Source organism: Hoylesella shahii (genome assembly GCF_937990675.1).
Lineage (GTDB): Bacteria > Bacteroidota > Bacteroidia > Bacteroidales > Bacteroidaceae > Prevotella > Prevotella shahii.
Genome location: NZ_CALKQY010000024.1, coordinates 96728 through 118954, shown reverse-complemented (window position 1 = coordinate 118954; position 22227 = coordinate 96728). Strand labels below are relative to the sequence as shown.

Here is a 22227-nt window from a genome sequence, read left to right as displayed (position 1 = left end):
ATATATTCTTGCCCTTTCAATGCTTTTATTTCCCTAGACCATATATCTATTTATCCTTACCCAGTAGCACCAATGCCTTTTGCACCACATGATTACTCTCGTTCATCACTTGGAAGTATTCAGACATATGCCACAGGTCGCGCGCAACAAGCGCTTTTAATTGCGTTTTGATGCTAGCGATGGTGTTGTTAAGTTCGGTTTGGTTCTTTGCCTTTATCTTTTGCTTCTCGCCTTCGGCCACAATTTCATTGATAAGTGTTTGTGGCACCTGGTACTTCTTGTTAAATTCGGCAAACGTAGGATATTTCTTTTTCAGTTCCTTGCGATGCTTATCCACATATTGAATATTGGCATTGATAATAATACTCTTAGCAGCCAACTGGCGATGATAATGCGTAAACTGGGTAGAATCTAAGGGAACGAAGTAGTCGGGCATAATTCCGCCACCGCCATACACGGTGCGTTTGCGTCTCAATGTTTGATATTTCAGCGAGTCGTTCAGGTGAATGCTGTCCGCGCTGTAAAACTCTCCCTTCTTAAAGCGGTTATCCAAATCCTTCTCGTAGTTTGCATTGTCGCCTTTAACATAAGGTTTTTGAATGCAACGACCCGATGGCGTGTAATAATGTGCAATAGTTAGGCGCATCATACTGCCATCGGCAAACTCGATAGGACGTTGCACAAGTCCCTTTCCAAACGAGCGTCTACCCACCACAATGCCACGGTCTTGGTCTTGAATTGCTCCTGTTACGATTTCGGCAGCCGATGCCGAGTATTCGTTTATCAGCACAAACACTTTTCCAGTGAGCATTCCGCCATTGCCATGCGCACGAAATTCCTGCCTGCTGGCATTTCTTCCTTGGGTGTAAACAATAAGGTCGTTGCGCTGCAAAAACTCGTTAACGATGCTAACTGCAGCCTGTAGATAACCGCCGCCATTGTCTTGCAGGTCGAGAATTAGGTCGGTTGCCCCCTTCACTTGCAGTTTCATCAGTGCTTGCATAAACTCTTCGTAGGTTGTTGCGCCAAAGCTTCCGATGCGAATATAGGCCACTCCTGGCCGGATAAGATAGTAAGCATCGACAGTTTCGATAGGTATCTTATCGCGTTTGATGCGAAAGGTGAGCACATCTTTTATTCCAGGGCGCACCACTCCCACCTTTACGAGTGTGCCTTTAGGTCCACGCAGGCGGCGAACAATATCCTCTCTCGACATCTTTACCCCCGAGATAGCCGAATCGTTCACGCTAACGATGCGGTCGCCAGCCATAATTCCCACCTTTTCAGACGGTCCATTTACAATGGTTTGGATAATCAGCAGCGTGTCTTTAACAATGTTAAACTGCACGCCAATACCTTCGAACGAGCCTTGAAGCGATTCGTTCATGGCCTTTGTTTCCTTTGCCGACGAGTAAGAAGAATGTGGATCGAGTTGTTCGAGCATGCCTTTAATGGCATCTTCCACCAGTTTATTCTCGTTTACCGAGTCTACATACAGGTTTTTAATGGCCATTTCGGCAACCTGCATCTTTTGCAAAGGACTTCCTTTTCCTAGGTTAAATTGCAATTGTGCTTGTAGGGTTAGTGTGGCGAAACAAGCTACAATGGTTAAGAATTTCTTCATTTTAGGTATGTATTTGCTATATTGGGTTGGGCTATTTGTGCCATTTCCTGGCGGCCACATACAGCTTTGGGCGCATTGTGTTATGTCTTTGCAAACCCATTGGGTGCAGATGGTGGTTGCCACTACATAGTCCTCCCTTTCGTTTTAATCTATTTCGTTCTCTCTTACGCAGTCGTTCTCCCCATTCTCATTGTCTTTTTTCGGTTTATGATTGCTCCTTTCTTAATGAATTGTTATTCTTCAACATTGGTTTCCACTTCGGTTGCGCCATCCGTTTCCACCACCAGGTTGTCGATAATAAAGTTTTGGCGCTCCATGGTGTTCTTTCCCATGTAGTATTCCAGCAGTTTATGCACCTGGTCGGTTTTATGAAGCGTAACCTGTTCGAGACGCATTTCGGGCCCAATAAAGTGTTTAAACTCTTCGGGTGAAATTTCTCCCAACCCTTTAAAGCGAGTAATTTCGGGGTCGGGACCCAGTTCGGCGATAGCTTTTTGCCGTTCGTCTTCGTTATAACAATAGCGGGTAATGAAGTCGTTTTTACGTTCGCCCTTCATCAAACGGGCGTCGGCATCGGCAATCACCTTCTTATTTTTTATCTTTGTGCGTTTGTTTCGCACGCGAAATAAGGGCGTTTGCAGCACATACACGTGTCCTTTCTTCACCAGCTCGGGGAAGAATTGCAAGAAGAATGTGATGATGAGCAAGCGAATATGCATGCCATCGACGTCGGCATCGGTGGCAACAATCACCTTATTATATCTTAATGTATCGAGCCCTTCTTCGATATCGAGGGCTGCTTGCAGCAAGTTAAACTCTTCGTTTTCGTACACCACCTTCTTGGTTAGTCCGTACGAGTTAAGCGGTTTGCCACGAAGCGAGAACACGGCTTGCGTGTTTACATCGCGACTTTTAGTGATACTTCCACTCGCCGAGTCGCCTTCGGTGATAAAGATAGAACTTTCTTCCTTGCGTTCGTTCTTTACATCGCTAAAATGCACGCGACAATCGCGCAGTTTTCTATTATGCAAGTTGGCCTTTTTAGCTCTTTCGCGAGCCATTTTGGTAACGCCTGCCATGGCTTTTCGTTCGCGTTCGCTTTCGTCAATCTTGCGTTTCAACTCTTCGGCTACATCGGCATGGATGTGCAAAAAGTTGTCTACCTCGCGTTTAATGAAGTCGCCCACGTATTTATTAACGCTTTCTCCGCCGGGGCTCATCGTTAACGAGCCCAGTTTTATTTTTGTTTGACTTTCAAACATGGGCTCTTGCACGTTGATTGCGATGGCTGCCACCATGCCATTTCGTATGTCAACATACTCGTAGTTCTTAGAGAAGAACTCTTTGATTGTTTTGGCAATATGCTCTTTAAAGGCACTTTGGTGGGTTCCGCCTTGTGTGGTATGCTGTCCGTTTACAAACGAATAATACTCTTCTCCGTATTGATTAGCGTGTGTAAAGGCTATTTCTATATCTTCGCCCTGAATATGAATAATGGGATAAAGGCCATCATTGGTCATGCGGTCGTTCAGCAAGTCGGCCAGTCCGTTACGACTAATGATGCGCCTACCGTTGTTCATAATGGCCAAGCCCGCATTAAGATAGGTGTAGTTGCGTAGCATTGTTTCTACGAACTCATTTTTAAAGCGATAGTTAAGAAAGAGTGTGTTGTCGGGTTCGAAGAACACGTACGTGCCGTTTTCTTCTTCTGTGGTGTCGGTTTTGTCGCTAACCAGTTCTCCTCGTTCGAACACCACCGTGCGAACCACCCCTTCTCTATACGATCTAGCTTCGAAACGCGCACTCAATGCGTTAACAGCCTTGAGGCCCACACCATTCAGTCCCACGCTTTTTTGAAACGCTTTCGAGTCGTATTTACCGCCAGTGTTAAGCATACTAACGGCCTCAACCAGTTTTCCTTGAGGTATTCCGCGACCATAGTCGCGCACCGACACGCGCAAATTCTCTTCGATGTCCACCTCAATACGCTTGCCGGCCTGCATCTTAAATTCGTCAATCGAGTTATCGATCACCTCTTTAAGCAACACATAAATACCGTCTTCGGCCTGCGTTCCGTCGCCCAATCTTCCGATATACATACCTGGCCGTGTGCGAACATGCTCCATGTCCGACAGATGTCGTATGTTATCGTCGTTATATTCGGGTTGTTGATTATTTTGTTCAGTAGATTTGGGCGTGTTGTTAGCATCCGAACCAGCCTCGTTAGCTGGGTCGAACGCCATTCTTTTTTGATTATCAGGTGTCTCTTTCTTATTCATCTTAATAGCGGTGTCTGTTTGTTTTGCCTGTTAGCTGTAGCCCAAGCGTCAGAAAGTTTTGATGTAGCACTTTCTCCTTTTATGTATGCAGGCATCCAACCATTCCCATTGGCTTTGCACTTTCGAATTGGTTTCCATCTCCACCTGCGTTTCTCCCCATTCAAAACCATACTTTTGGTATCGCGGGATAAGGTCGGCGAAGAGCAACGAGTTAACGCCTTTCATTCTATATTCGGGCAAAACACCAATGAGCAGCAGGTCTACCACCTTTGTTTTATGAAATTTCAATGCTCTAAGCACATGCCACCAGCCAAAGGGAGTGAGCCTTCCGCGACGGCATTTTTGCAAAGCACGTGTAAGCGATGGTATAGAAATGCCCAAGCCCACAAGCTTATTATCGGCCGCTTCGTCTTCGATAAGGGTGATAAGGTCTAGGTCGGCCAGGGGGAAATACTGCTTTACATATTGGTCCATCTGCCTTTCGGTAAGGTCGGAGTAACCATATAGGTGGCCATAGGTTTTGTTTATCACGTCGAATATCTTCCTACCATAACCTCTCTCAAACACATCTTCGCGCGTTAGCTTCTTTATTTTAAGCTGATAACGCTTTTGTATCATATCGGCAATCTTTGCAAACTTCTCGGGCACTTCGTCGGGAACCATCAATTTGTACTCCACATAATGGTTGTCCACCTCGTATCCTTCCAAGCTTTCCATCAGTTGGGGATAGTACTCGTAGTTATATATGGTGGGCATTGTACCCAATTGGTCGAAACCAGTGGTGAGCATACCCTCGGGGTCCATATCGGTAAAGCCCAACGGGCCAACGATTGAGCGCATTCCCTTTGAGCGTCCGTATTCTTCAACGGCGTTAAGCAGAGCTTCCAACACTTCTCTATCATTAATAAAGTCTATCCAACCGAAGCGCACACTCTTTCTGTCCCACTTCTTATTGGCACGATGATTAATGATGGCAGCTACTCTTCCCACCAACTTATCGTTTTTGTATGCGAGGAAATACTCGGCTTCACAGAAGTCGAAAGCTGCGTTTTTGTCTTTGCTCAACGTGTTCATCTCATCGCTGAACAAGTTTGGCGCATCGTATTCGTTACCCTCGTATAGATCGTAATGCAAGTCGATGAACGCCTTTAAGTCGCTTTTAGTGCTGACTTTCTTTATTATCACTGCAGACATTTGCTATGTTTAAAATTTGCTGTTCTTGTTATTTTTAACCTTTTCTCAATGCCTTTGCCATGGGGTTTGGGGCATGTTCGCGTGTATTCAAAACCAGAAAAAAGGGGGCCTAAGCCCAACGTGTTCGTGCTTTAACTTGCAAATGTACAATAAAATGCGCATACTTCAAAGAAGTTTTTTTAAAAATGCACCTTTTATCTCGCATCTTTTTTGTTACTTTGCGCTAACGATGGTAGTGGCAAGCATAAAAAAGCATCACTAAACAATCTTTTTTACTTGTCCAACAACGCCATCCTGGGGAATATCCTGCCGCTTGTTTTGCTGCCAATGGGGCCTAAGAGCGTTTTGTTTTACAACACCCCACCCCAATTTAATATCCCCCTGACCCAACAGCACTGGCACGTTTCGCCTGTCAACTGGGTTATATCACTCATTAAAATAACACGCCATAAACAACAGCCAACTATGGGAAAAGGAAAGAAAGGGGGCAAACGCCTCACTAAAAAACAGGTGGCCGAAAAACTACAACAGTTTTTTGAGCAACAACCAGGAAAGACTTTCAGCTTTAAAGAAATTTTCAAAAGTCTGAAACTCGACACGCATCCGCTGAAGATGCTGGCTATCGATGTGATGGAAGAGATGGCTTGGGACGATTTCTTGACTAAAGTAACCGACAGTTCTTATCGCCTTAACCAGGCTGGGCAGGTGCTCGAAGGGCGTTTCGTGCGCAAAACCAATGGCAAAAACTCGTTCGTGCCCGATGATGGCTCTACGCCTATCTTCGTAAGCGAACGCAATTCGATGGCAGCGCTTAACGGCGACAGCGTGCGCGTGCAGCTCATGGCTCGACGCAAACGACATATTAAAGAGGCTATTGTTATCCAAATATTAAAGCGCGCCAAAGACCAAGTGGTGGGTAAACTGCGTGTCGAACGGGATATGGCTTTCCTTGTAACACCCGAAAACTTATATGTGCACGACATCTTTATCCCTAAACGCAAACTCAAAGGAGGCAAAACGGGCGATAAGGCTGTGGTGAAAATCACCCAATGGCCTGATGCCGACCACAAAAATATCATGGGCGAGGTGGTGGATGTGCTTGGGGCTTCGGGCGAAAACGATGCCGAGATGCACGCTATCCTTGCTCAATATGGACTTCCCTACACTTATCCTAAGGCGGCCGAAGAGGCGGCCGAGCGCATTTCGGCCGAGATTACGCAAAAGGATTACGACGAACGCGAGGATTTTCGCGACGTGTTTACCTGCACCATCGACCCTCGAGATGCCAAAGACTTCGACGATGCACTCTCTATCCGCCTGCTCGACAAGGGGCTTTGGCAAGTGGGTGTGCATATTGCCGACGTGAGTCACTATGTCACCGAGGGTAGTATCATTGATAAAGAGGCGGTGAAACGCGCCACTAGCGTGTATCTTGTCGACCGCACTATTCCTATGTTGCCCGAACGTTTGTGCAACTTTATTTGCTCGCTTCGTCCTGATGAGGAGAAATTGGCTTATAGCGTTATCTTCAATATGGACGAAAACGCCGACATAAAGGCTTATCGCATCGTGCATACCGTGATTAAAAGCAATCGCAGATATGCTTACGAAGAGGTGCAACAGCTTTTAGAAGACAATGGCGTTGTCGACGGAACGGGCAATCCCGCACCGCCTGCTCCTAAGGGTGGATATATTGGCGAGAATGCCGATAGCCTCATTATGCTCGACAGACTGGCCAAAAAACTGCGCGAAAAACGTTTTAAAAACGGAGCCGTGAAGTTCGATCGCGAGGAACTGCATTTCGATATTGACGAACAAGGCAAACCCACACGCGCTTATTTCAAACGCTCTAAAGATGCCATTAAGCTCATCGAAGAGTTTATGCTCTTGGCTAACAAAACCGTGGCCGAAAGTGTTGGCAAACCTAAGGCGGGCCGAACGCCAAAAACTTTGCCTTATCGCGTGCACGATAATCCCGACCCACAGAAGCTTGAAAACTTGCGCGAGTTTATCGTTAAGTTTGGCTATAAACTCAAAACCACTAGCACTAAGGGCGAAACTTCGCGCGCATTGAATAAGCTGATGAGCGAAGTGGAGGGTAAACGCGAACAAAACCTTATCGAGACAGTGGCTCTTAGGGCGATGATGAAGGCAAAATATAGCATTCATAACATCGGACACTTTGGTCTGGCTTTCGACTATTACACGCATTTCACTAGTCCTATTCGTCGCTATCCCGACACCATGGTGCATCGTTTGCTTACGCGTTATGCTGCTGGAGGCCGTAGTGCGAACAAAGAGCATTACGAAGAATTGTGCGAACATTCGTCGGAAATGGAGCAGATTGCTCAGAATGCCGAACGCGACTCTATCAAATATAAGATGGTGGAGTTTATGGCAGACAAACTTGGCGAGGAATACGATGCGCACATCAGTGGCATTGCTAGCTATGGTATATACTGCGAGATTGACGAAAACCACTGTGAGGGCATGGTGCCTATGCGCGACCTCGACGACGATTATTACGATTTCGACGAACGAAATTATTGTCTTATTGGCAGACGACGCCACCGCAAGTACCAACTTGGCGACCCCATTCGCATTCAAGTGGCACGAGTAGACCAAGAGAAACGTCAGCTCGACTTCACCGTTGTAGAGAAAACTAAGGCGAAGAAATAGAGCATACCCACTCCCTCCCCCAACAACTATCCTCCTCTCTAAAGAGAGCGAGAAAGGGGGGAGTAGGATATGTGGATTGACGAGTTTATGGGTTTAGAGGTTAGCATGCCTTAAAAGCAAAAAGACTGCACAAAGCATGTTTACCCTGCTAGGCTAATTTAAATTCAGACTAATATGAATATCGCATTTTTTTGTTCGGCAAATGCCGACATCGACCCACGTTTTTTCACAGCAACCGAGGCCTTAGGTCGATGGTGTGCTGAGCATGGACACACCGTTATCTTTGGTGGAACCAACCAGGGCCTAATGCAATGTGTTGCGAAAGCGGCACACGAGGCTGGTGCGCGCGTTGTGGGCGTGGTACCAAAATTCGTTGAAGAGGGTGGCATGGAGTCGGCTTATATGCACCAGGTGTATCACACCGAGAACCTCACCGACCGCAAAGAGCTGCTTAATTCGCTTTGCGATGTGGCCATTGCACTGCCTGGGGGCGTGGGAACACTCGACGAGGTGTTTACGCTTGTGGCTGCTAACACTATTGGCTATCAGCATAAGCATGTTTTTATCTTTAACATGGAGGGCTTTTGGAATGCGCTCGAACTGCTGCTCCACAACCTGCAGCAGCAGGGTATGATACGTGGCGACTACCGCCAGTATGTTTCTGTGGTGAATAGCCTCGACGAATTGCAACGCCAACTCGAAGATTACGCCTAAGGGTTTGGTCTTCTTTGCCACTCCCCCTCCCGCCTCTGCATGGCCTTTCTACCGAATTTTGCCCGCTTATGTGGCGCAGAAGGTACTCCCAACGGGTCTTTAATCCTTCATCTAGTAAGGTTGTTTTCTTAGCTTTACTAGATGTGCTGCCTGCTGTTTTGTAAAAGTTTTTAACCAAACAACTCGTTAAAAACAGCCCATAAAAGCTTCCAAGCTCACTATCGCCTGCATTTTTGGGCGTATTTCTTAAGTTTATAAACACCTGTGACACTGCAACTTACGCCAAAAACCATGCAAAATACTATGTTTTAGACCCAATTTAGCAGTCAAACCGCAAAAGAAAGAAAAGCCCAAGCCCACTTTGCGCAGAGTGTGAATGTGTCTGGGTTTTCTTCTTTCCGCCTCCTACCTAACATTTTATTGCTTAAACCTTGTTATTCTTGTTAAATGGAAAGACATATAACCATGACTAGATGCAAAACGAAAACAAACAACTATAAACTAAAACATTTTGATAATTCAAAACACGCATTCTACTCTGCTAACTCATGCATTTTACTCTGCTAACTCATGCATTTAGCACTGCTAACTCGTGCATTTAGCACTGCTAACTCGTGCATTTAGCAAGGCTAACTCATGCATTTTGCTGGTCGTTTTGCTGCATTTTGCAAAAAAGCAGGAACGTTTTGAGTGTTCAAAAACATCACTTCGGGCGAAAATCATGAACAGGAAATGAGGTTTTGAACCAATTTTGGGCGACGAAAAAATCCACTTGGCGAAGCTTTGGCAAACGCAAAATGCTGCATTTTGCAAAAAACAAGGGGCAAAATCGTGCTGAACCACCCGCAAAATGTTCGCCAAAAAGGCCAAAATCTATGTTTTTGGCGCGTTATTTTTTCTAGAATTGCTCGGTTTGAAATGTTAATATGTAAAACATTTTTACCAACCACAACATCTACCCCCTACACCAACCCCAATAAACACATCGTTGACCCACGCATAAAGAAAAGCGCACCAGCTTAGACCAAAGTCTTTGCCGGTGCGCCAGGGTTAAATAATGGTGGGTCTTAAGGTTAATGCCCGTGTTGTACCTCACTTAGTACAGCGGGTTTTGTTGGATTTCAGAGTTACCATTAATCTCGTCGATAGGTATCAACGGGAATTGTTTTTTGGAAGTCCAGGTATTATAACTTTGCATATCGGTATTTAATATTTCGTGCCATCCGCGATTAGCCTCCGAAGTGTATCGAGTGATGGTTTCGCCACGACGCAATGCATCGAAATAACGATGGCCCTCGCCCACCAATTCTTTGCGTCGTTCCATGTAGATGCGTGCCAGTGATAGCTTTGAAGTCGATGTATAGAACGGTGTGCGGTCGTTTCCTCCCCAACATATTAGCCTGATAGTTTTGGTGCGCGCCCGTTAGGAAGAGCAATTTCTTCCAGTTGGTCCATCCCGTTGCAGGCTCAGCAGCATAGTTATCAATTTTATTTGCAACACTTTGAGCAGCCTGCTCTTCGATTAGTCGGCCATCATAAATATAGTAATTCTTCAAGCCTTCGAGCAAAACAGCCCTTCTCTCGGGTCAGCTAAGCTGCGTTCGATAGTCAACAACCATATTCGATAAAGTTTCCATAACCCATAACCCCCACTTCTTCGAGCACTTTGCTATTGGGTTCGAGCTTAATGTTCATCTGTTTAGCAGCCTTGAGCGTCTTAGAAGTCATGCCCACGTAGCTAATTTCTAAATTTGCGCCATCAGGAGCATCAATAAAAAACTTACCATCAAGGTCGGTAACTGTGCCCAGAGTGGTTCCAACCACTTTCACAGTGGCACCAACGATGGGTTCTCCGGTGTCGCTTGCAGTCACAACACCACTAAATCGGTCGTCGGCTAGTGCAGTTCCGATAACGAGGAACAATCCAGCCAGAAGCATTGTTAATCTTTTTGCCATAAAAATCCTTTCAATGTAATTTATCCTTTGTCTATCTTTGTATTGACTTTGTAGGCCCATTGTAGTTTGTTCAACATACAATGGGCACTTGCAGACATGTGCCGACGGTTGGCTTGTCGAGTCACAATTTACTTGCTTCGCAAAAATCTAACTTCAAAAAGACGCCCACACGGGCGTATATATATTAAAATAGCATATTATGTACAGGTACTATAACAGTTACCTTTAATTTCTAAAGCAATGCAAAAGTATAATTTATAATCGTATTAACAAAGTAAATCGTTATAAAAAACGCTATTTATCTTGCTTTTTATAGTTTTATGCAGGTTTTATGTAATTCAATACGTGTTTATTAATATGCATTTCGCATATGCAAGTATATGCAACCATTTAATCGTTAACAGCATCAAGCCACGCACTGGAGAGGCTATGGCGAAACGTTGTTGAGCCGTTTACACAAGGTTGGCGAGGAGTTTGTATAAAGTTGGCATATTGATGGTTTAAGATTAGCGCATTGATGGTTTAAGATTGGCGTATTGATGGTTCGAGGTTGGCATATTGATGGTTTAAGATTGGCTAACTATCGGCCCGAGGTTGGCGCGCTGCAGGTTTACTATCCGCGCCACATAGGTTCACAAAAAAACGTTGTTCGCCTAAAAGTAAACGCTGTTGTGATGGGTTTCGGTATAGATGGCCTTACAAAACGCTTTTCATGTAAGTGCTAACCATTAGCAAAACACTGCTAGAATAGCCGCTTTTACTAAAAGATGTTAAAGCCTTTATATATAATAAGGTGTATGCAAAAGTTTTATTTACTTTTGCGCGGCAAATGGTATGCAACAATCTCAATACGCAAACCAATGCAACATGCACAGAACGAAATAACAATAGACCGCCATGCAACAAAATTTAGTGATCGTAGAGAGCCCCGCAAAGGCTAAAACCATTGAAAAATTCCTTGGAAAAGATTTCAAGGTAATGTCTAGTTATGGACATATACGAGACCTGAAAAAGACTGGATTAAGTGTAGACCTCAACTCTTTCGAACCTCATTACGAAATCTCTGACGACAAAAAAAAGGTGGTGGCCGAACTACAAAAGGCCGCTAAAGCTGCCCAACGTGTATGGTTGGCAAGTGATGAAGACCGCGAGGGAGAGGCTATTTCATGGCATTTGTGCGAAGTTCTGGGACTTGACGAAGAGAAAACCAACCGAATTGTTTTCCACGAGATAACTAAACCTGCTATTCTGCGAGCCATCGAACAACCTAGGCACGTGGATATGAACCTGGTGGATGCGCAGCAAGCTCGCCGCGTGCTCGACCGTATGGTGGGCTTTATGCTCTCGCCCATCCTTTGGCGCAAGGTTAAGCCGTCGCTTTCGGCTGGTAGAGTGCAGAGCGTTGCCGTTAGATTGGTGGTTGACCGCGAACGAGAACTGCACGCTTTCAAGGCCGAACCCTTCTATCGCGTTACGGCTATCTTTGCCATCACCAACGAAGAGGGTGGCATTACCGAAGTGGATGCCGAACTGGATACGCGTTTTAAAACGCACGAAGAGGCTTTGGCCTTCCTTGAGAAATGCAAAAACGCTAGCTTTAGCGTGGAAAGCGTGGCCAAAAAGCCATCGAAACGCTCGCCGGCTCCACCCTTTACCACTTCTACTTTGCAACAAGAGGCAGCTAGAAAACTGGGCTTTAGCGTGTCGCAAACCATGATGGTGGCGCAAAGATTGTACGAAAGCGGACGCATTACCTACATGCGTACCGACAGCGTTAACCTCTCGGGCCTTTGTATTAACGCCACTAAAGAGGAGGTTATACAGCAATGGGGCGAACAATATAGTGCTCCACGCAACTTCCATACTCATGCAAAAGGGGCGCAAGAGGCGCACGAGGCCATCCGCCCCACCTACATGAACGTAACCAAGATTGAGGGTACACAACAAGAAAAAAAACTGTACGACCTGATTTGGAAACGCACTACCGCCTCGCAAATGGCCGAAGCGCAGGTTGAAAAAACACGCGTAACGATTAACATCACTGGCGCAAGCGAACATTTCGTTGCAACGGGCGAGGTGATTGTGTTCGATGGTTTTCTCAAAGTGTATCGCGAATCTACCGACGATGAGGATGAAGCACAGCAAGATGCTTCGAGAATGTTACCCCCAATGAAAGAAGGCGATAAACTAGAACGAAGAGAAATTACCGCTATCGAACGCTTTAGTCAGGGGCCATCGCGTTATACCGAAGCTAGCTTGGTGCACAAAATGGAGGAACTGGGCATCGGCCGACCATCTACTTATGCACCCACCATCAGCACCATTCAACAAAGACAATACGTAACACGTGGCGACAGCAAAGGCAAAGAGCGGCAATACGTGGTGGATACGCTTAAAGGACTGGTGATAACCACCAAGAATAAGAAAGAGAATGTTGGCGGAGACAAGGGTAAACTGTTACCCACCGATGTGGGTATCGTGGTGAACGACTTCCTTATGGAGAGCTTCCCCAGCATCATGGACTATAATTTCACGGCACGAGTGGAAGAAGATTTCGACCGCATTGCTGAAGGACAAGAGCAATGGAAGGAAATGATGAAGAACTTCTATGCAGGATTTGGGCCTACGGTAGACACCGTGATGAACGCTCGCTCGGAACATAAAGCTGGCGAAAGGGTACTGGGCGAAGACCCCGCAACGGGCAAACCTGTGCTCGTGAAGATTGGAAGATTTGGACCCGTGGCACAAATTGGTATCGCTAGCGACGACGAAAAACCGCGCTTCTCTAATCTCACCGCCGGACTAAGTATCGAAACTATCACGCTTGAGGAGGCGCTCGAACTCTTTAAACTGCCTCGAACCATCGGAGAATTTGAAGGAAAACCCGTGGTAATTGGCACTGGAAGATTTGGACCCTACATCTTACATGATAAGAAATACACGTCGCTGCCTAGCACAGAAGACCCACATTCGGTGACGCTTGAAACATCGGTGGCCCTTATCGAACAAAAAAGGATGCAAGAAAAACAAAAGCATCTGAAATCGTTTAGCGAGGACGAGAAACTCGAAGTAATAAACGGAAAGTATGGTCCGTACCTGGCTTACGATGGCAAAAACTATAAACTGCCCAAAGAACTGCACGAAAAAGCGGCCGAACTTACCTACGAACAATGCATGGAACTGGTGAACGCTGCGCCCGCAAAGCCTAAAAAGACTGCGCGAAAAACTGCTACCAGCAAGGCTAAGAAATAAAAACCACATGCTTAAAGTGGCCCATAAGCACAACAACAAACAGGGATGAACAACAAAACGCAAAGCGCCATTACCCCCAGCAGCACACAAAGACACTGCCATCGCATCATCCTTATTGGCTATATGGGGGCAGGCAAAACCACTGTGGGCAAGGCTTTGGCGGCCGAACTGGGCTTACGCTTCTACGATTTAGACTGGTATATCGAATCGCGAATGCGCAAAACGGTGGCTCAACTGTTTGCCGAACAGGGCGAAGAGGGCTTCAGGCGCATTGAAAGAAACATGCTTCACGAGGTGGCCGAGTTCGAAGGGGTACTCATTAGCTGCGGTGGGGGCACGCCTTGTTTCTACGATAACATGCAATATATCAATCAACAGGGGCTTACACTCTATCTAAAAGCATCGCCCGAAGTGCTCTACAAACATCTCAAAATGGGAAAATCGGTGCGCCCACTGTTGCTCAACAAAACGCCCGAAGAGGTGCAACGCTTTATCAGCGAACAACTAAAGGCTCGCGAACAATTCTATACACGCGCACAATTCACGCTAGATGTGAACTTGATGGATAATTTCGACAAGATAAAAATATCTGTGGCACAGGCCCGACAATTACTGAATGTATAACAGAGAGGTGGAGAGTTAAACGATAGGTACGCAATAGGCTTAGGCTAATGCCTACTTTACCTGGTAACAAATAGGCTTAACCGCTTCTCCTCCACCACAAATCACAATGGCAAACTCGCCAAAGCGCAACACGAAATGCGCACTTATACTCTGCCACTGGCAAGCATCTGCTGCCCTAGGCCCACATAATAAAAATCATTCATATAAAAGAACCCACAAAAAACAGAAATGAAGAAATGGACGATTGAAGATTCGAAGGAACTATACAACATCAACGGTTGGGGCACTTCGTTTTTTGGCGTTAACGAAAGCGGTGATGTTTACGTGTCACCTTGTAAGGACAACACCGAGATTCACTTGCGCGAAGTGATGGACGAGCTGGCTTTGCGAGACGTTACACCACCCGTGCTGTTGCGTTTTCCCGATATCCTCGACAGTCGCATCGAGAAAACGGCCAGTTGTTTCAGACAAGCAGCCAAGGAATACGACTATAAAGGCGAAAACTTTGTTATCTATCCCATCAAGGTTAACCAGATGCAACCCGTGGTTGAAGAGATTATCTCGCACGGAAAAAAGTTTAATCTGGGACTAGAAGCTGGTTCTAAACCCGAACTTCACGCCGTTATCGCCGTGCAATGCCAAAGCGATTCACTCATCGTTTGCAATGGCTATAAAGACCAAAGCTACATCGAACTGGCTTTGCTCGCACAGAAAATGGGCAAAAGAATTTTCCTTGTAATCGAAAAACTAAACGAACTGGAACTCATTGCTCGCGCTGCTAAAAAACTCAACGTTAGACCAAACCTTGGTATTCGCATCAAATTGGCCTCGTCGGGCTCGGGTAAATGGGAAGAAAGTGGTGGCGATGCCAGTAAGTTTGGACTCACTAGCAGCGAACTACTCGAGGCTCTTGCCCTGCTCGACCAAAAGGGTTTGCACGATTGTCTTAAGCTTATTCACTTCCATATCGGTTCGCAAATCACCAAAATACGACGCATCCAAACAGCTCTTCGCGAGGCTTCACAATTCTATGTGCAGCTGCATAAGATGGGTTATGATGTGAATTTCGTGGATTGTGGCGGTGGCTTGGGCGTTGACTACGATGGAACGCGCTCGCCTAGCAGCGAAAGCTCGGTGAACTATTCTATACAAGAATACGTTAACGACTGTATTTACACCTTTGTGGATGCGGCTAATAAAAACGGCATTCAACATCCTAACATCATTACCGAAAGCGGTAGGTCGCTCACTGCGCACCATAGCGTGCTGGTTATTGATGTGCTCGAAACGGCTTCACTGCCCGAGATGAAGGAAGAGTTTGAGCCTTCAGAGAACGAACACCAACTGGTGAAAGACCTTTACGACATCTGGGACAATATCAACTCGCGCTCGATGCTCGAAGATTGGCACGACGCCGAACAGATTAGAGAAGAGTCGCTCGACCTTTTTGCACATGGTTTGGTTGACCTTCGCACGCGTGCCGAAATCGAAAGCATGTACTGGAGCGTGTGCAGAGAGATTAACACCATCGCTAAAGGCTTGAAACATGTGCCCGAAGAACTGAGAAACATGGACAAACTGCTTGCCGATAAATACTTCTGCAACTTCTCGCTCTTCCAATCGCTACCCGATAGCTGGGCCATCGACCAACTTTTCCCCATCGTTCCCATTCAACGACTAGACGAACGACCCACTCGTAACGCCACCTTACAAGACATTACGTGCGACAGCGATGGCAAAATTGCTAACTTTGTTACCAATAGACATATCTCGCATGTGCTCCCTCTACACACGCTTCGCAAAAACGAACCTTACTATCTGGGCGTGTTCCTCGTGGGTGCTTACCAAGAAATACTCGGAGATATGCACAATCTCTTTGGCGATACCAATGCCGTGCACGTCTCGGTGAAGGATGGTAAATATCATATCGACCAGATTTTCGACGGCGAAACGGTTGAAGAGGTGCTTGCTTACGTGCAGTATAACCCCAAGAAACTGGTTAGACAATTGGAAATTTGGGTAACAAAGAGCGTTAAACATGGTAAGATTTCGCTCGAAGAGGGTAAGGAGTTCCTCTCTAACTACCGCTCCGGTCTCTATGGTTACACTTATCTTGAATAAGATTTACGTGTTTCTCAACTTTGTTTTCATGGGTTGGCCGCGCAATAAGCAGCCAACCCATGAACTTTTTTAGCACTATTAAGCCCCCAAAAATGCCTTTAATGGTTACTTCGCCATGCACCGAGTCGTGCATATGCCACGAAACAACCATTAAAGGCCTTATTATATAAAGTGTACACAGCCTTCGTTAGCGCCACATAAAGAGCCTCAACACACAACCTTGCACACTCATGTTAATTGCATTTTGCACCTATTCCTTCACCTCTTGCTTCTTAAAAGGCAACCAACTTTTGGGTTTTGGTGTCTCTTCTTGCTTTTGTTTCTTTTTCGCTTCCATGTATTTCAGATATTCGTAAAGCCCCTGTCGCACAGAACGAAGCCCAAATTGCTCGGTGTGAATGTCTTCGGGAGCAAGCCAAAAACACTCTGCAGCATCGTCCATGGCCTGCACAACGCTGTCGTCTTCGACCTCGCAATGGAAAAACAAATCGAGTGTTTGCACGTTCATTCCCGAATAAAGGTAAACGTTGGGCTGACTAAAAAGATAGGTACATTTAGTAACCGTGAGCCCAGTTTCTTCTTTCACCTCGCGCCTAACGCCCTCTTCAGCCGTCTCAGTGATGTCGGCAAAGCCTCCAGGTAGGTCCAAAGTACCCTTCCCTGGGTTTTGTTTTCTGCGTTCAACAAGCAATTCGCCCTTGGCATTTACAATAAAAGCCACGTTGGCACTGCTGGGATTGAGAAAGTATTCGAAACCACAATTCTTACATAGCTTACTCTTCTCACTGTTCTCTTCAAAGCGCGAATTGCCACAACTGGGGCAATACTTGAACTTATCTAATGGGTGCATATCCTTCTAACATTTGTTATTCGATTGCAATATTACAAAAAAATCACGAGCTTAGCAAGCCTTCAAGTAATTTTTGACTTACAACAAGTGTTTAAAGCCCTGCAACGCAAAGGCCATTTCAACTTTTATTGCTATCTTTGCAGTGTAAGCGCATGCCCCCAATAACGGCAAACATGATAAACACGCGGTGCTTACACACACCGCAACAAAATGTTTTCAGGGCCTGCACACACAAACAATATATCATAAACTAAAGAGATGAGAACCAAAACTTTACTTTTTGCTGCAGCCTTGATGATGGCTTCGGCAACTTCGGCCTTTGCACAACGCCCCATAACCATCAACTTATGGCCTTCAGAACCTGCTGTGGCCAGTACTGACGATAAAGACACAGCGCAGGTGCAGGTGTTCTTGCCACGCGAAAAAATGGCAACAGGTAGGGCTGTAGTGATTTGTCCTGGTGGCGGATACCAAACATTGGCCATGGATAGCGAAGGGCGCGACTGGGCTACTTTCTTTAATAACATGGGCATTGCTGCCATTGTGCTGAAATATCGCATGCCGAATGGCAATAAAATGGTGCCTATTTCGGATGCTGAAGAGGCCATGAAACTGGTTAGACGCAAAGCGGCCGAATGGCATATCAAACCCAACGAGGTGGGAATTATGGGCGCTTCGGCTGGCGGTCACCTCGCTTCGGTGCTGGCAACGAAAGCTACGGGCGACGCACGACCCGACTTCCAAATATTGCTCTACCCTGTTATCACCATGCAACCTGGTCTTACTCACCGCGGTTCGCGCGACCGCTTCCTGGGAACTAAGCCCTCTAAGGCCGAAGAACGCGAATATAGCACCGACCAACAGGTTACGCGTTCCACCCCTAGGGCATGGATTGCACTGAGCGACGACGACCGTACGGTGATGCCCATTAATGGCGTTAACTATTATGCGGAGCTTTATCGACACGATGTTCCCGCATCGTTGCACGTCTATCCTGGTGGACGCCACGGCTGGGGACGTAAGCAAACGTTTAAATATAACCTTGAGATGGAACTCGACCTTAGGGCTTGGCTGCAATCGTTCTAATTGCTTCTACGCACCGTTTTCGGGGGGCGTATTCTCAATGGGCCATTAATACCTGTACTGTTTTTGCCTACCTATAGGCTGCAAGCAACCAAATAACAAATTGGAAGCTATTACACCCACGCCAAAAACGAGCTAAGTGATGGCATAACGCATCAATATTTCATTACATTTAACGCCTTTTTCGTGCTGTTCACCACATCCTGTGCACGCAAAAAGGCGTTTTTCTTTGCGCTGGTCTTGGCTAAAAGGCTGCTCGCTGCTTGCCATAGGCACTACCATGGGTTTGTCTTATTTGCCTGAACACCTTGAACAGATGCTCGCAATCGCATCTACAAGCAACCTAAATACCTGCTGCCCTTTACTCTACACCAGCAAACACAAATAGCCTTCCCAACCTTTGGATTAGCCAAATGCTAAGCACAAAGATTGGGAAGGCAACAAATAAGGCACTTGAACACTATTTCACAGAGAACTTAACAAGCAATCCGCGGTGGTCGGTGGGCCATGTTCCGCCCTTTGGAAGCAAAATGGGGTCGTCCCATTTGTCTTGAACAGGCTGCGAACGACAAACACAAACATTGGGCCCAAATATCTGTGCCTGTTCTACCTGCATGCCTCTACCCTTGAAATAGATAAGGTCTATACGCTCACGCTCATCGGCTTTGGGTGCCCAAGTAAGCTTTGAAATGTCGGCTGCAATGTTAAAGCAGGGGTAAGTAAAGCCTGGATGGGTTACTGGATTAGGATAAAGTTCGCGATAGCTATCCTTAAAGCCGGCACGAGATAGCATACTCGACACCGTCCAATGAATGGCCATCCCGTTATGGTCGAACATATTGGCCGTGGCGTGTATCCAATCGAGGTGCGAAGGCTCGTTAAAATCGCCCCCAAACACCACGCAACGCCCTGCGGCAATATCGTGGCGAGCCTCGTTAATGAATATCTGCACAGCATTGTCGCGCCAGGATAGGTCGTTCAGTCGCAACACTTCGTCGATGGTTTCGGGTTTGGTGGTTTCCTTAAAGGTGTTACCATCGTAGCCACGCACGTTGTAATAGGCACAATCTAGATAGTCAAGATGCCCCGTATACACAGCCACTTCCACGCCTTGAACCTTTGCCAGCAACTTATAAATGCTGCCATGGTTGCGATTTTCGGGGAAAATGGGCGTCCAATCCATTATGGGGTGCTTGCTTAGTAAGCCCGAATCCTTACTGCGAAACGAATAATAAGTAAGGCCTTTTTCTTTTAATGCCTTGCAAAGCTTATTGGTAAAATCCACATCATCGTAGTTGCGCACCTCACTCAGTGTAACAAAGTCGGGTTGCAAGTTGACCAATTCGTTTACGATGGCTTCGAAACCACCTGGAATAAGTGTTCCTTCTTGCCAGATGTTCCACTGCAAAACAGTGAACTGCACGGGGCGTCGTGCAGCGCCTTGGGTTGTTTTTTGGGCTGTTGCCGTACAGGCTAAGACGGCCAACAGTAGCGAAATCAATAGTTTTTTCATTGGATTATATTTTTTATATTAAGCTCTTTTACAGAAACAAAAACTCTTTCGAAGACTGCGCGCAGAGCGAGATGATATAACGAGGCTGTGGCCTTATTCATCCTGTTCTTGGTCTACTTGCTTGCTATCTAGGCGTGGTGGCTGTTCCAGCACCCATCCTTCGTTGTATCTTTGGTTGTTAGGCAAATCGGCATTACCCACACCTTGCAGCATAAGGGCTTGCAAATGGGGCAGGAAATGGGTATAAACCTGGCGTGGGTTGGCCTTATGCTCTTTACAAACAGCGGCAGCCATACCCACCACTTCGCCCATCATACCCGTTGTTCGCATCACGCGCACCGACCCAAGTGCCACATGGGTAACGCTAATGTTGCGCCCAGCCATAAACAAATTGCTAACATTGCGCGAGTAAAGGCAACGATAGGGCACGGCATAGGGATAGATAACGCGCTGTCGCGACACGGCTTTAAAGGCGCCTGTGGGGAAGTTTTGGGCGTTGATGGTGTCGGGATAATGCAGGTCGATACTCCATGTGGTGGTGAAAGTGGCATCTTCGTGGGGCATATTCTTCACAATGTCTTGTTCGCTCAGCACGTAATCGCCCAGCAATCGGCGCGACTCGCGTTTGCCTGCCACATATGCCAGCCACTCCAATTGTTGCCGTTCGTAGCGCTGACGGTCTTTACTGCGGTTTTTAAGAAAGCTCCAATTAGAATAAACCACCAGCATACCATAGTCGCGCACACGCTCCAAATTATCTACAATGCAGCTATTCAGTCCTGTTTCCCAAGTCCATTCGCCCTTCAAACGTTTCTCGGCGGTTTGCTCGTTAAAGCTAACGCCATATTCGAAGAGGGGGAATTTGCAGGCCTTATCTTTCTTTTTGGCATACCATTGCATCGAAACGCCCATCGTCATATGGTCTGCTAGCTGTGGCGCAAGGTCTTCATCATAGTCGGTTTTTGCTTCTCGGCCCATGGCATACCTTGCTCCGGCCAACACGCCCAGCGTGGCGTCGCCAGTGCAATCGGCAAAGAGGGGTGCCTCAAAACTTATTTCTTCGCCTGTTAGTATGTTCATCGCCACCACGGCTTCAATGGTGTTGTCGTGGTTAATAGCGGTGTTTGAGGTGGTGCAAGCAGCGCTTTGGGTGTTCGAACAGTATGTTTTTTTGCTCGCCGACCCACCATTCGCATCGCCACTCGCCTCACAGCATCCAGCATTCGAAGTCTTATTGCCCTTTAATCTCACACCATATACATGATGATTGAGAAAGAGCGACACGTTGGGTTGAGCCTTAACAAACTGCAATTTGCGGTCGTCGGCATAGTTCTCGGCAGGCATGGCGTTTCCTTCTAGCGTGGGTGCAAACTCTTTTTGCAGGTCGCCCAAGCGCGGATACTTACCCGTGTTGATGCGTCCGCCAAGATGTACGCGTACTTCCGAACTGTTGTTGCCGCCCAATACGGGTCTGTTTTGCACCAAAGCCACCTTTAAGCCCAGGCGTGCAGCAGCTACGGCGGCACTAATACCGGCCACTCCGCCACCAACAACCACGAGGTCGAATACCCCTGCCGACCGCCTTTGCGCCCCTCTTCGCAACATTTTATCGCGATATTGCTTCAGTTCGTCAAGGTTATCGGGTGGTGCTACTTCGGCTGTTGTTAGGCAAATGGCGTCGCAACGCCCATCAAAGCCAGTGAGGTCGCACAGCGTTAGTTTAGCCATTCCCTGCTTAAGATTCACAGTTCCAGCCTTTTGCCATTGCCAGCTATCACCCGTTTGCCCCACAATGTGTGGCAGGCGCTTGCCATTAATGGCCACCTTAAACCCGCCTGGACCTGCTGCGGCATACCAAGGAGCGGTCCAATTATAGGTACGAACATACACGTTATAGATAGCCGTCGTGTCTATTCTCACATTTGTTTGGGCATCTTTAACGGGCGTTCCCAGTCCGTGAGCGATGAGATAAGGCGAACCCATCCCTTCAATCATTTGTTGGTCTACCTGCCATCCGCCTTTATGCTGAAAGCTTTCGGCCTCTATCCACACATTGGCAGCAGCAATCGGCTTGGCCAACCATGCTATTGAGAGCAGTGCAAGGGCTATTATTCGAGTTGTTCGCATGTTATTTAAATTGACAAGTTGATGAGTTGGAGAGTTATTGTGCTTTTGAATGGGCAAGTGATTGAATTTGATAGTTTGAAACACAGCTAAGCGCCAGCATCAAACTCAACAACTTACCCACTTAAAAACGAAGAACTCCCTTTAACCAAATCGGTTATTAGAGCCTAAACATATTTTGTTTTCTTGTCGGCATCTTGCCTGTCTTTGTCAC

General features: G+C 46.6%; 14 protein-coding genes. 6 read left to right on the top strand and 8 right to left on the bottom strand.

Annotation, left to right across the window (positions count from 1 at the left end; all coding sequences use genetic code 11):
* Nucleotides 1-46 precede the first annotated feature (46 nt).
* From QME03_RS03870 to QME03_RS03860, 3 genes are all read right to left on the bottom strand, one after another.
* A complete protein-coding gene (locus QME03_RS03870) occupies nucleotides 47-1624 on the bottom strand; it encodes a S41 family peptidase (protein WP_281723533.1) in 1578 nt (525 codons plus the stop codon).
* Nucleotides 1625-1857: 233 nt separating this feature from the next.
* On the bottom strand, nucleotides 1858-3903 hold the full coding sequence (locus QME03_RS03865) for a DNA topoisomerase IV subunit B (RefSeq protein ID WP_410521753.1): 2046 nt from the start codon (nucleotides 3901-3903) through the stop codon (nucleotides 1858-1860).
* Between the two features lie 48 nt (nucleotides 3904-3951).
* Nucleotides 3952-5097, bottom strand: a complete 1146-nt coding sequence (locus QME03_RS03860) for an N-acetyltransferase (protein WP_281723532.1) — start codon at nucleotides 5095-5097, stop codon at nucleotides 3952-3954.
* Between the two features lie 465 nt (nucleotides 5098-5562).
* On the opposite strand from QME03_RS03860, the gene rnr reads away from it, so the two are divergent.
* Complete coding sequence (rnr, locus tag QME03_RS03855) at nucleotides 5563-7776, top strand: ribonuclease R (protein ID WP_281723531.1); 2214 nt, start codon at nucleotides 5563-5565, stop codon at nucleotides 7774-7776.
* 174 nt (nucleotides 7777-7950) lie between these two features.
* Nucleotides 7951-8490, top strand: coding sequence for an LOG family protein (locus QME03_RS03850; protein ID WP_025815869.1), 540 nt, complete (start codon nucleotides 7951-7953; stop codon nucleotides 8488-8490).
* 1096 nt (nucleotides 8491-9586) lie between these two features.
* Here QME03_RS03850 and QME03_RS03845 read toward each other — a convergent pair.
* Together QME03_RS03845 and QME03_RS03840 are read right to left on the bottom strand one after the other, a co-directional pair.
* Complete coding sequence (locus tag QME03_RS03845) at nucleotides 9587-9814, bottom strand: RagB/SusD family nutrient uptake outer membrane protein (RefSeq protein WP_410521752.1); 228 nt, start codon at nucleotides 9812-9814, stop codon at nucleotides 9587-9589.
* A 284-nt stretch (nucleotides 9815-10098) separates the two neighbouring features.
* Complete coding sequence (locus QME03_RS03840) at nucleotides 10099-10446, bottom strand: carboxypeptidase-like regulatory domain-containing protein (protein ID WP_281723530.1); 348 nt, start codon at nucleotides 10444-10446, stop codon at nucleotides 10099-10101.
* Between the two features lie 897 nt (nucleotides 10447-11343).
* Here QME03_RS03840 and topA point away from each other — a divergent pair.
* From topA to speA, 3 genes are all read left to right on the top strand, one after another.
* Nucleotides 11344-13698 carry a type I DNA topoisomerase gene (topA, locus tag QME03_RS03835; protein WP_281723529.1) on the top strand — a complete coding sequence of 785 codons (2355 nt, stop codon included), beginning with the start codon at nucleotides 11344-11346 and terminating at the stop codon, nucleotides 13696-13698.
* A gap of 45 nt (nucleotides 13699-13743) precedes the next feature.
* Nucleotides 13744-14322: a shikimate kinase gene (locus QME03_RS03830; protein WP_025815873.1), complete on the top strand. Its 579-nt coding sequence runs from the start codon at nucleotides 13744-13746 to the stop codon at nucleotides 14320-14322.
* A 228-nt stretch (nucleotides 14323-14550) separates the two neighbouring features.
* Complete coding sequence (gene speA / locus QME03_RS03825; RefSeq protein ID WP_025815874.1) at nucleotides 14551-16443, top strand: biosynthetic arginine decarboxylase; 1893 nt, start codon at nucleotides 14551-14553, stop codon at nucleotides 16441-16443.
* Nucleotides 16444-16693: 250 nt separating this feature from the next.
* Here speA and QME03_RS03820 read toward each other — a convergent pair whose 3' ends face one another.
* Nucleotides 16694-17293 (bottom strand): NUDIX hydrolase, encoded by a 600-nt coding sequence (locus tag QME03_RS03820; protein WP_281723528.1) that lies wholly within the window; start codon nucleotides 17291-17293, stop codon nucleotides 16694-16696.
* 258 nt (nucleotides 17294-17551) lie between these two features.
* Between QME03_RS03820 and QME03_RS03815 the strand changes: the two genes are divergently transcribed.
* A complete protein-coding gene (locus tag QME03_RS03815; protein WP_273148662.1) occupies nucleotides 17552-18379 on the top strand; it encodes an alpha/beta hydrolase in 828 nt (275 codons plus the stop codon).
* 457 nt (nucleotides 18380-18836) lie between these two features.
* Here the strand turns inward: QME03_RS03815 and QME03_RS03810 are convergent, their stop codons facing one another.
* Together QME03_RS03810 and QME03_RS03805 are read right to left on the bottom strand one after the other, a co-directional pair.
* Complete coding sequence (locus QME03_RS03810) at nucleotides 18837-19889, bottom strand: endonuclease/exonuclease/phosphatase family protein (protein WP_281723527.1); 1053 nt, start codon at nucleotides 19887-19889, stop codon at nucleotides 18837-18839.
* Between the two features lie 93 nt (nucleotides 19890-19982).
* Nucleotides 19983-22016 carry an FAD-dependent oxidoreductase gene (locus QME03_RS03805; protein WP_281723526.1) on the bottom strand — a complete coding sequence of 678 codons (2034 nt, stop codon included), beginning with the start codon at nucleotides 22014-22016 and terminating at the stop codon, nucleotides 19983-19985.
* Nucleotides 22017-22227 lie beyond the last annotated feature (211 nt).

Excerpts from the sequence above, each read along its gene's own strand:
- QME03_RS03840 (WP_281723530.1), bottom strand. The coding sequence starts at position 10,446 with ATGGCAAAAAGATTAACAATGCTTCTGGCTGGATTGTTCCTCGTTATC.
- QME03_RS03850 (WP_025815869.1), top strand. The coding sequence starts at position 7,951 with ATGAATATCGCATTTTTTTGTTCGGCAAATGCCGACATCGACCCACGT.
- QME03_RS03870 (WP_281723533.1), bottom strand. The coding sequence starts at position 1,624 with ATGAAGAAATTCTTAACCATTGTAGCTTGTTTCGCCACACTAACCCTA.
- rnr (WP_281723531.1), top strand. The coding sequence starts at position 5,563 with ATGGGAAAAGGAAAGAAAGGGGGCAAACGCCTCACTAAAAAACAGGTG.
- QME03_RS03860 (WP_281723532.1), bottom strand. The coding sequence starts at position 5,097 with ATGTCTGCAGTGATAATAAAGAAAGTCAGCACTAAAAGCGACTTAAAG.
- speA (WP_025815874.1), top strand. The coding sequence starts at position 14,551 with ATGAAGAAATGGACGATTGAAGATTCGAAGGAACTATACAACATCAAC.
- QME03_RS03805 (WP_281723526.1), bottom strand. The coding sequence starts at position 22,016 with ATGCGAACAACTCGAATAATAGCCCTTGCACTGCTCTCAATAGCATGG.
- topA (WP_281723529.1), top strand. The coding sequence starts at position 11,344 with ATGCAACAAAATTTAGTGATCGTAGAGAGCCCCGCAAAGGCTAAAACC.
- QME03_RS03820 (WP_281723528.1), bottom strand. The coding sequence starts at position 17,293 with ATGCACCCATTAGATAAGTTCAAGTATTGCCCCAGTTGTGGCAATTCG.
- QME03_RS03815 (WP_273148662.1), top strand. The coding sequence starts at position 17,552 with ATGAGAACCAAAACTTTACTTTTTGCTGCAGCCTTGATGATGGCTTCG.
- QME03_RS03865 (WP_410521753.1), bottom strand. The coding sequence starts at position 3,903 with ATGAATAAGAAAGAGACACCTGATAATCAAAAAAGAATGGCGTTCGAC.
- QME03_RS03830 (WP_025815873.1), top strand. The coding sequence starts at position 13,744 with ATGAACAACAAAACGCAAAGCGCCATTACCCCCAGCAGCACACAAAGA.
- QME03_RS03810 (WP_281723527.1), bottom strand. The coding sequence starts at position 19,889 with ATGAAAAAACTATTGATTTCGCTACTGTTGGCCGTCTTAGCCTGTACG.
- QME03_RS03845 (WP_410521752.1), bottom strand. The coding sequence starts at position 9,814 with ATGGAACGACGCAAAGAATTGGTGGGCGAGGGCCATCGTTATTTCGAT.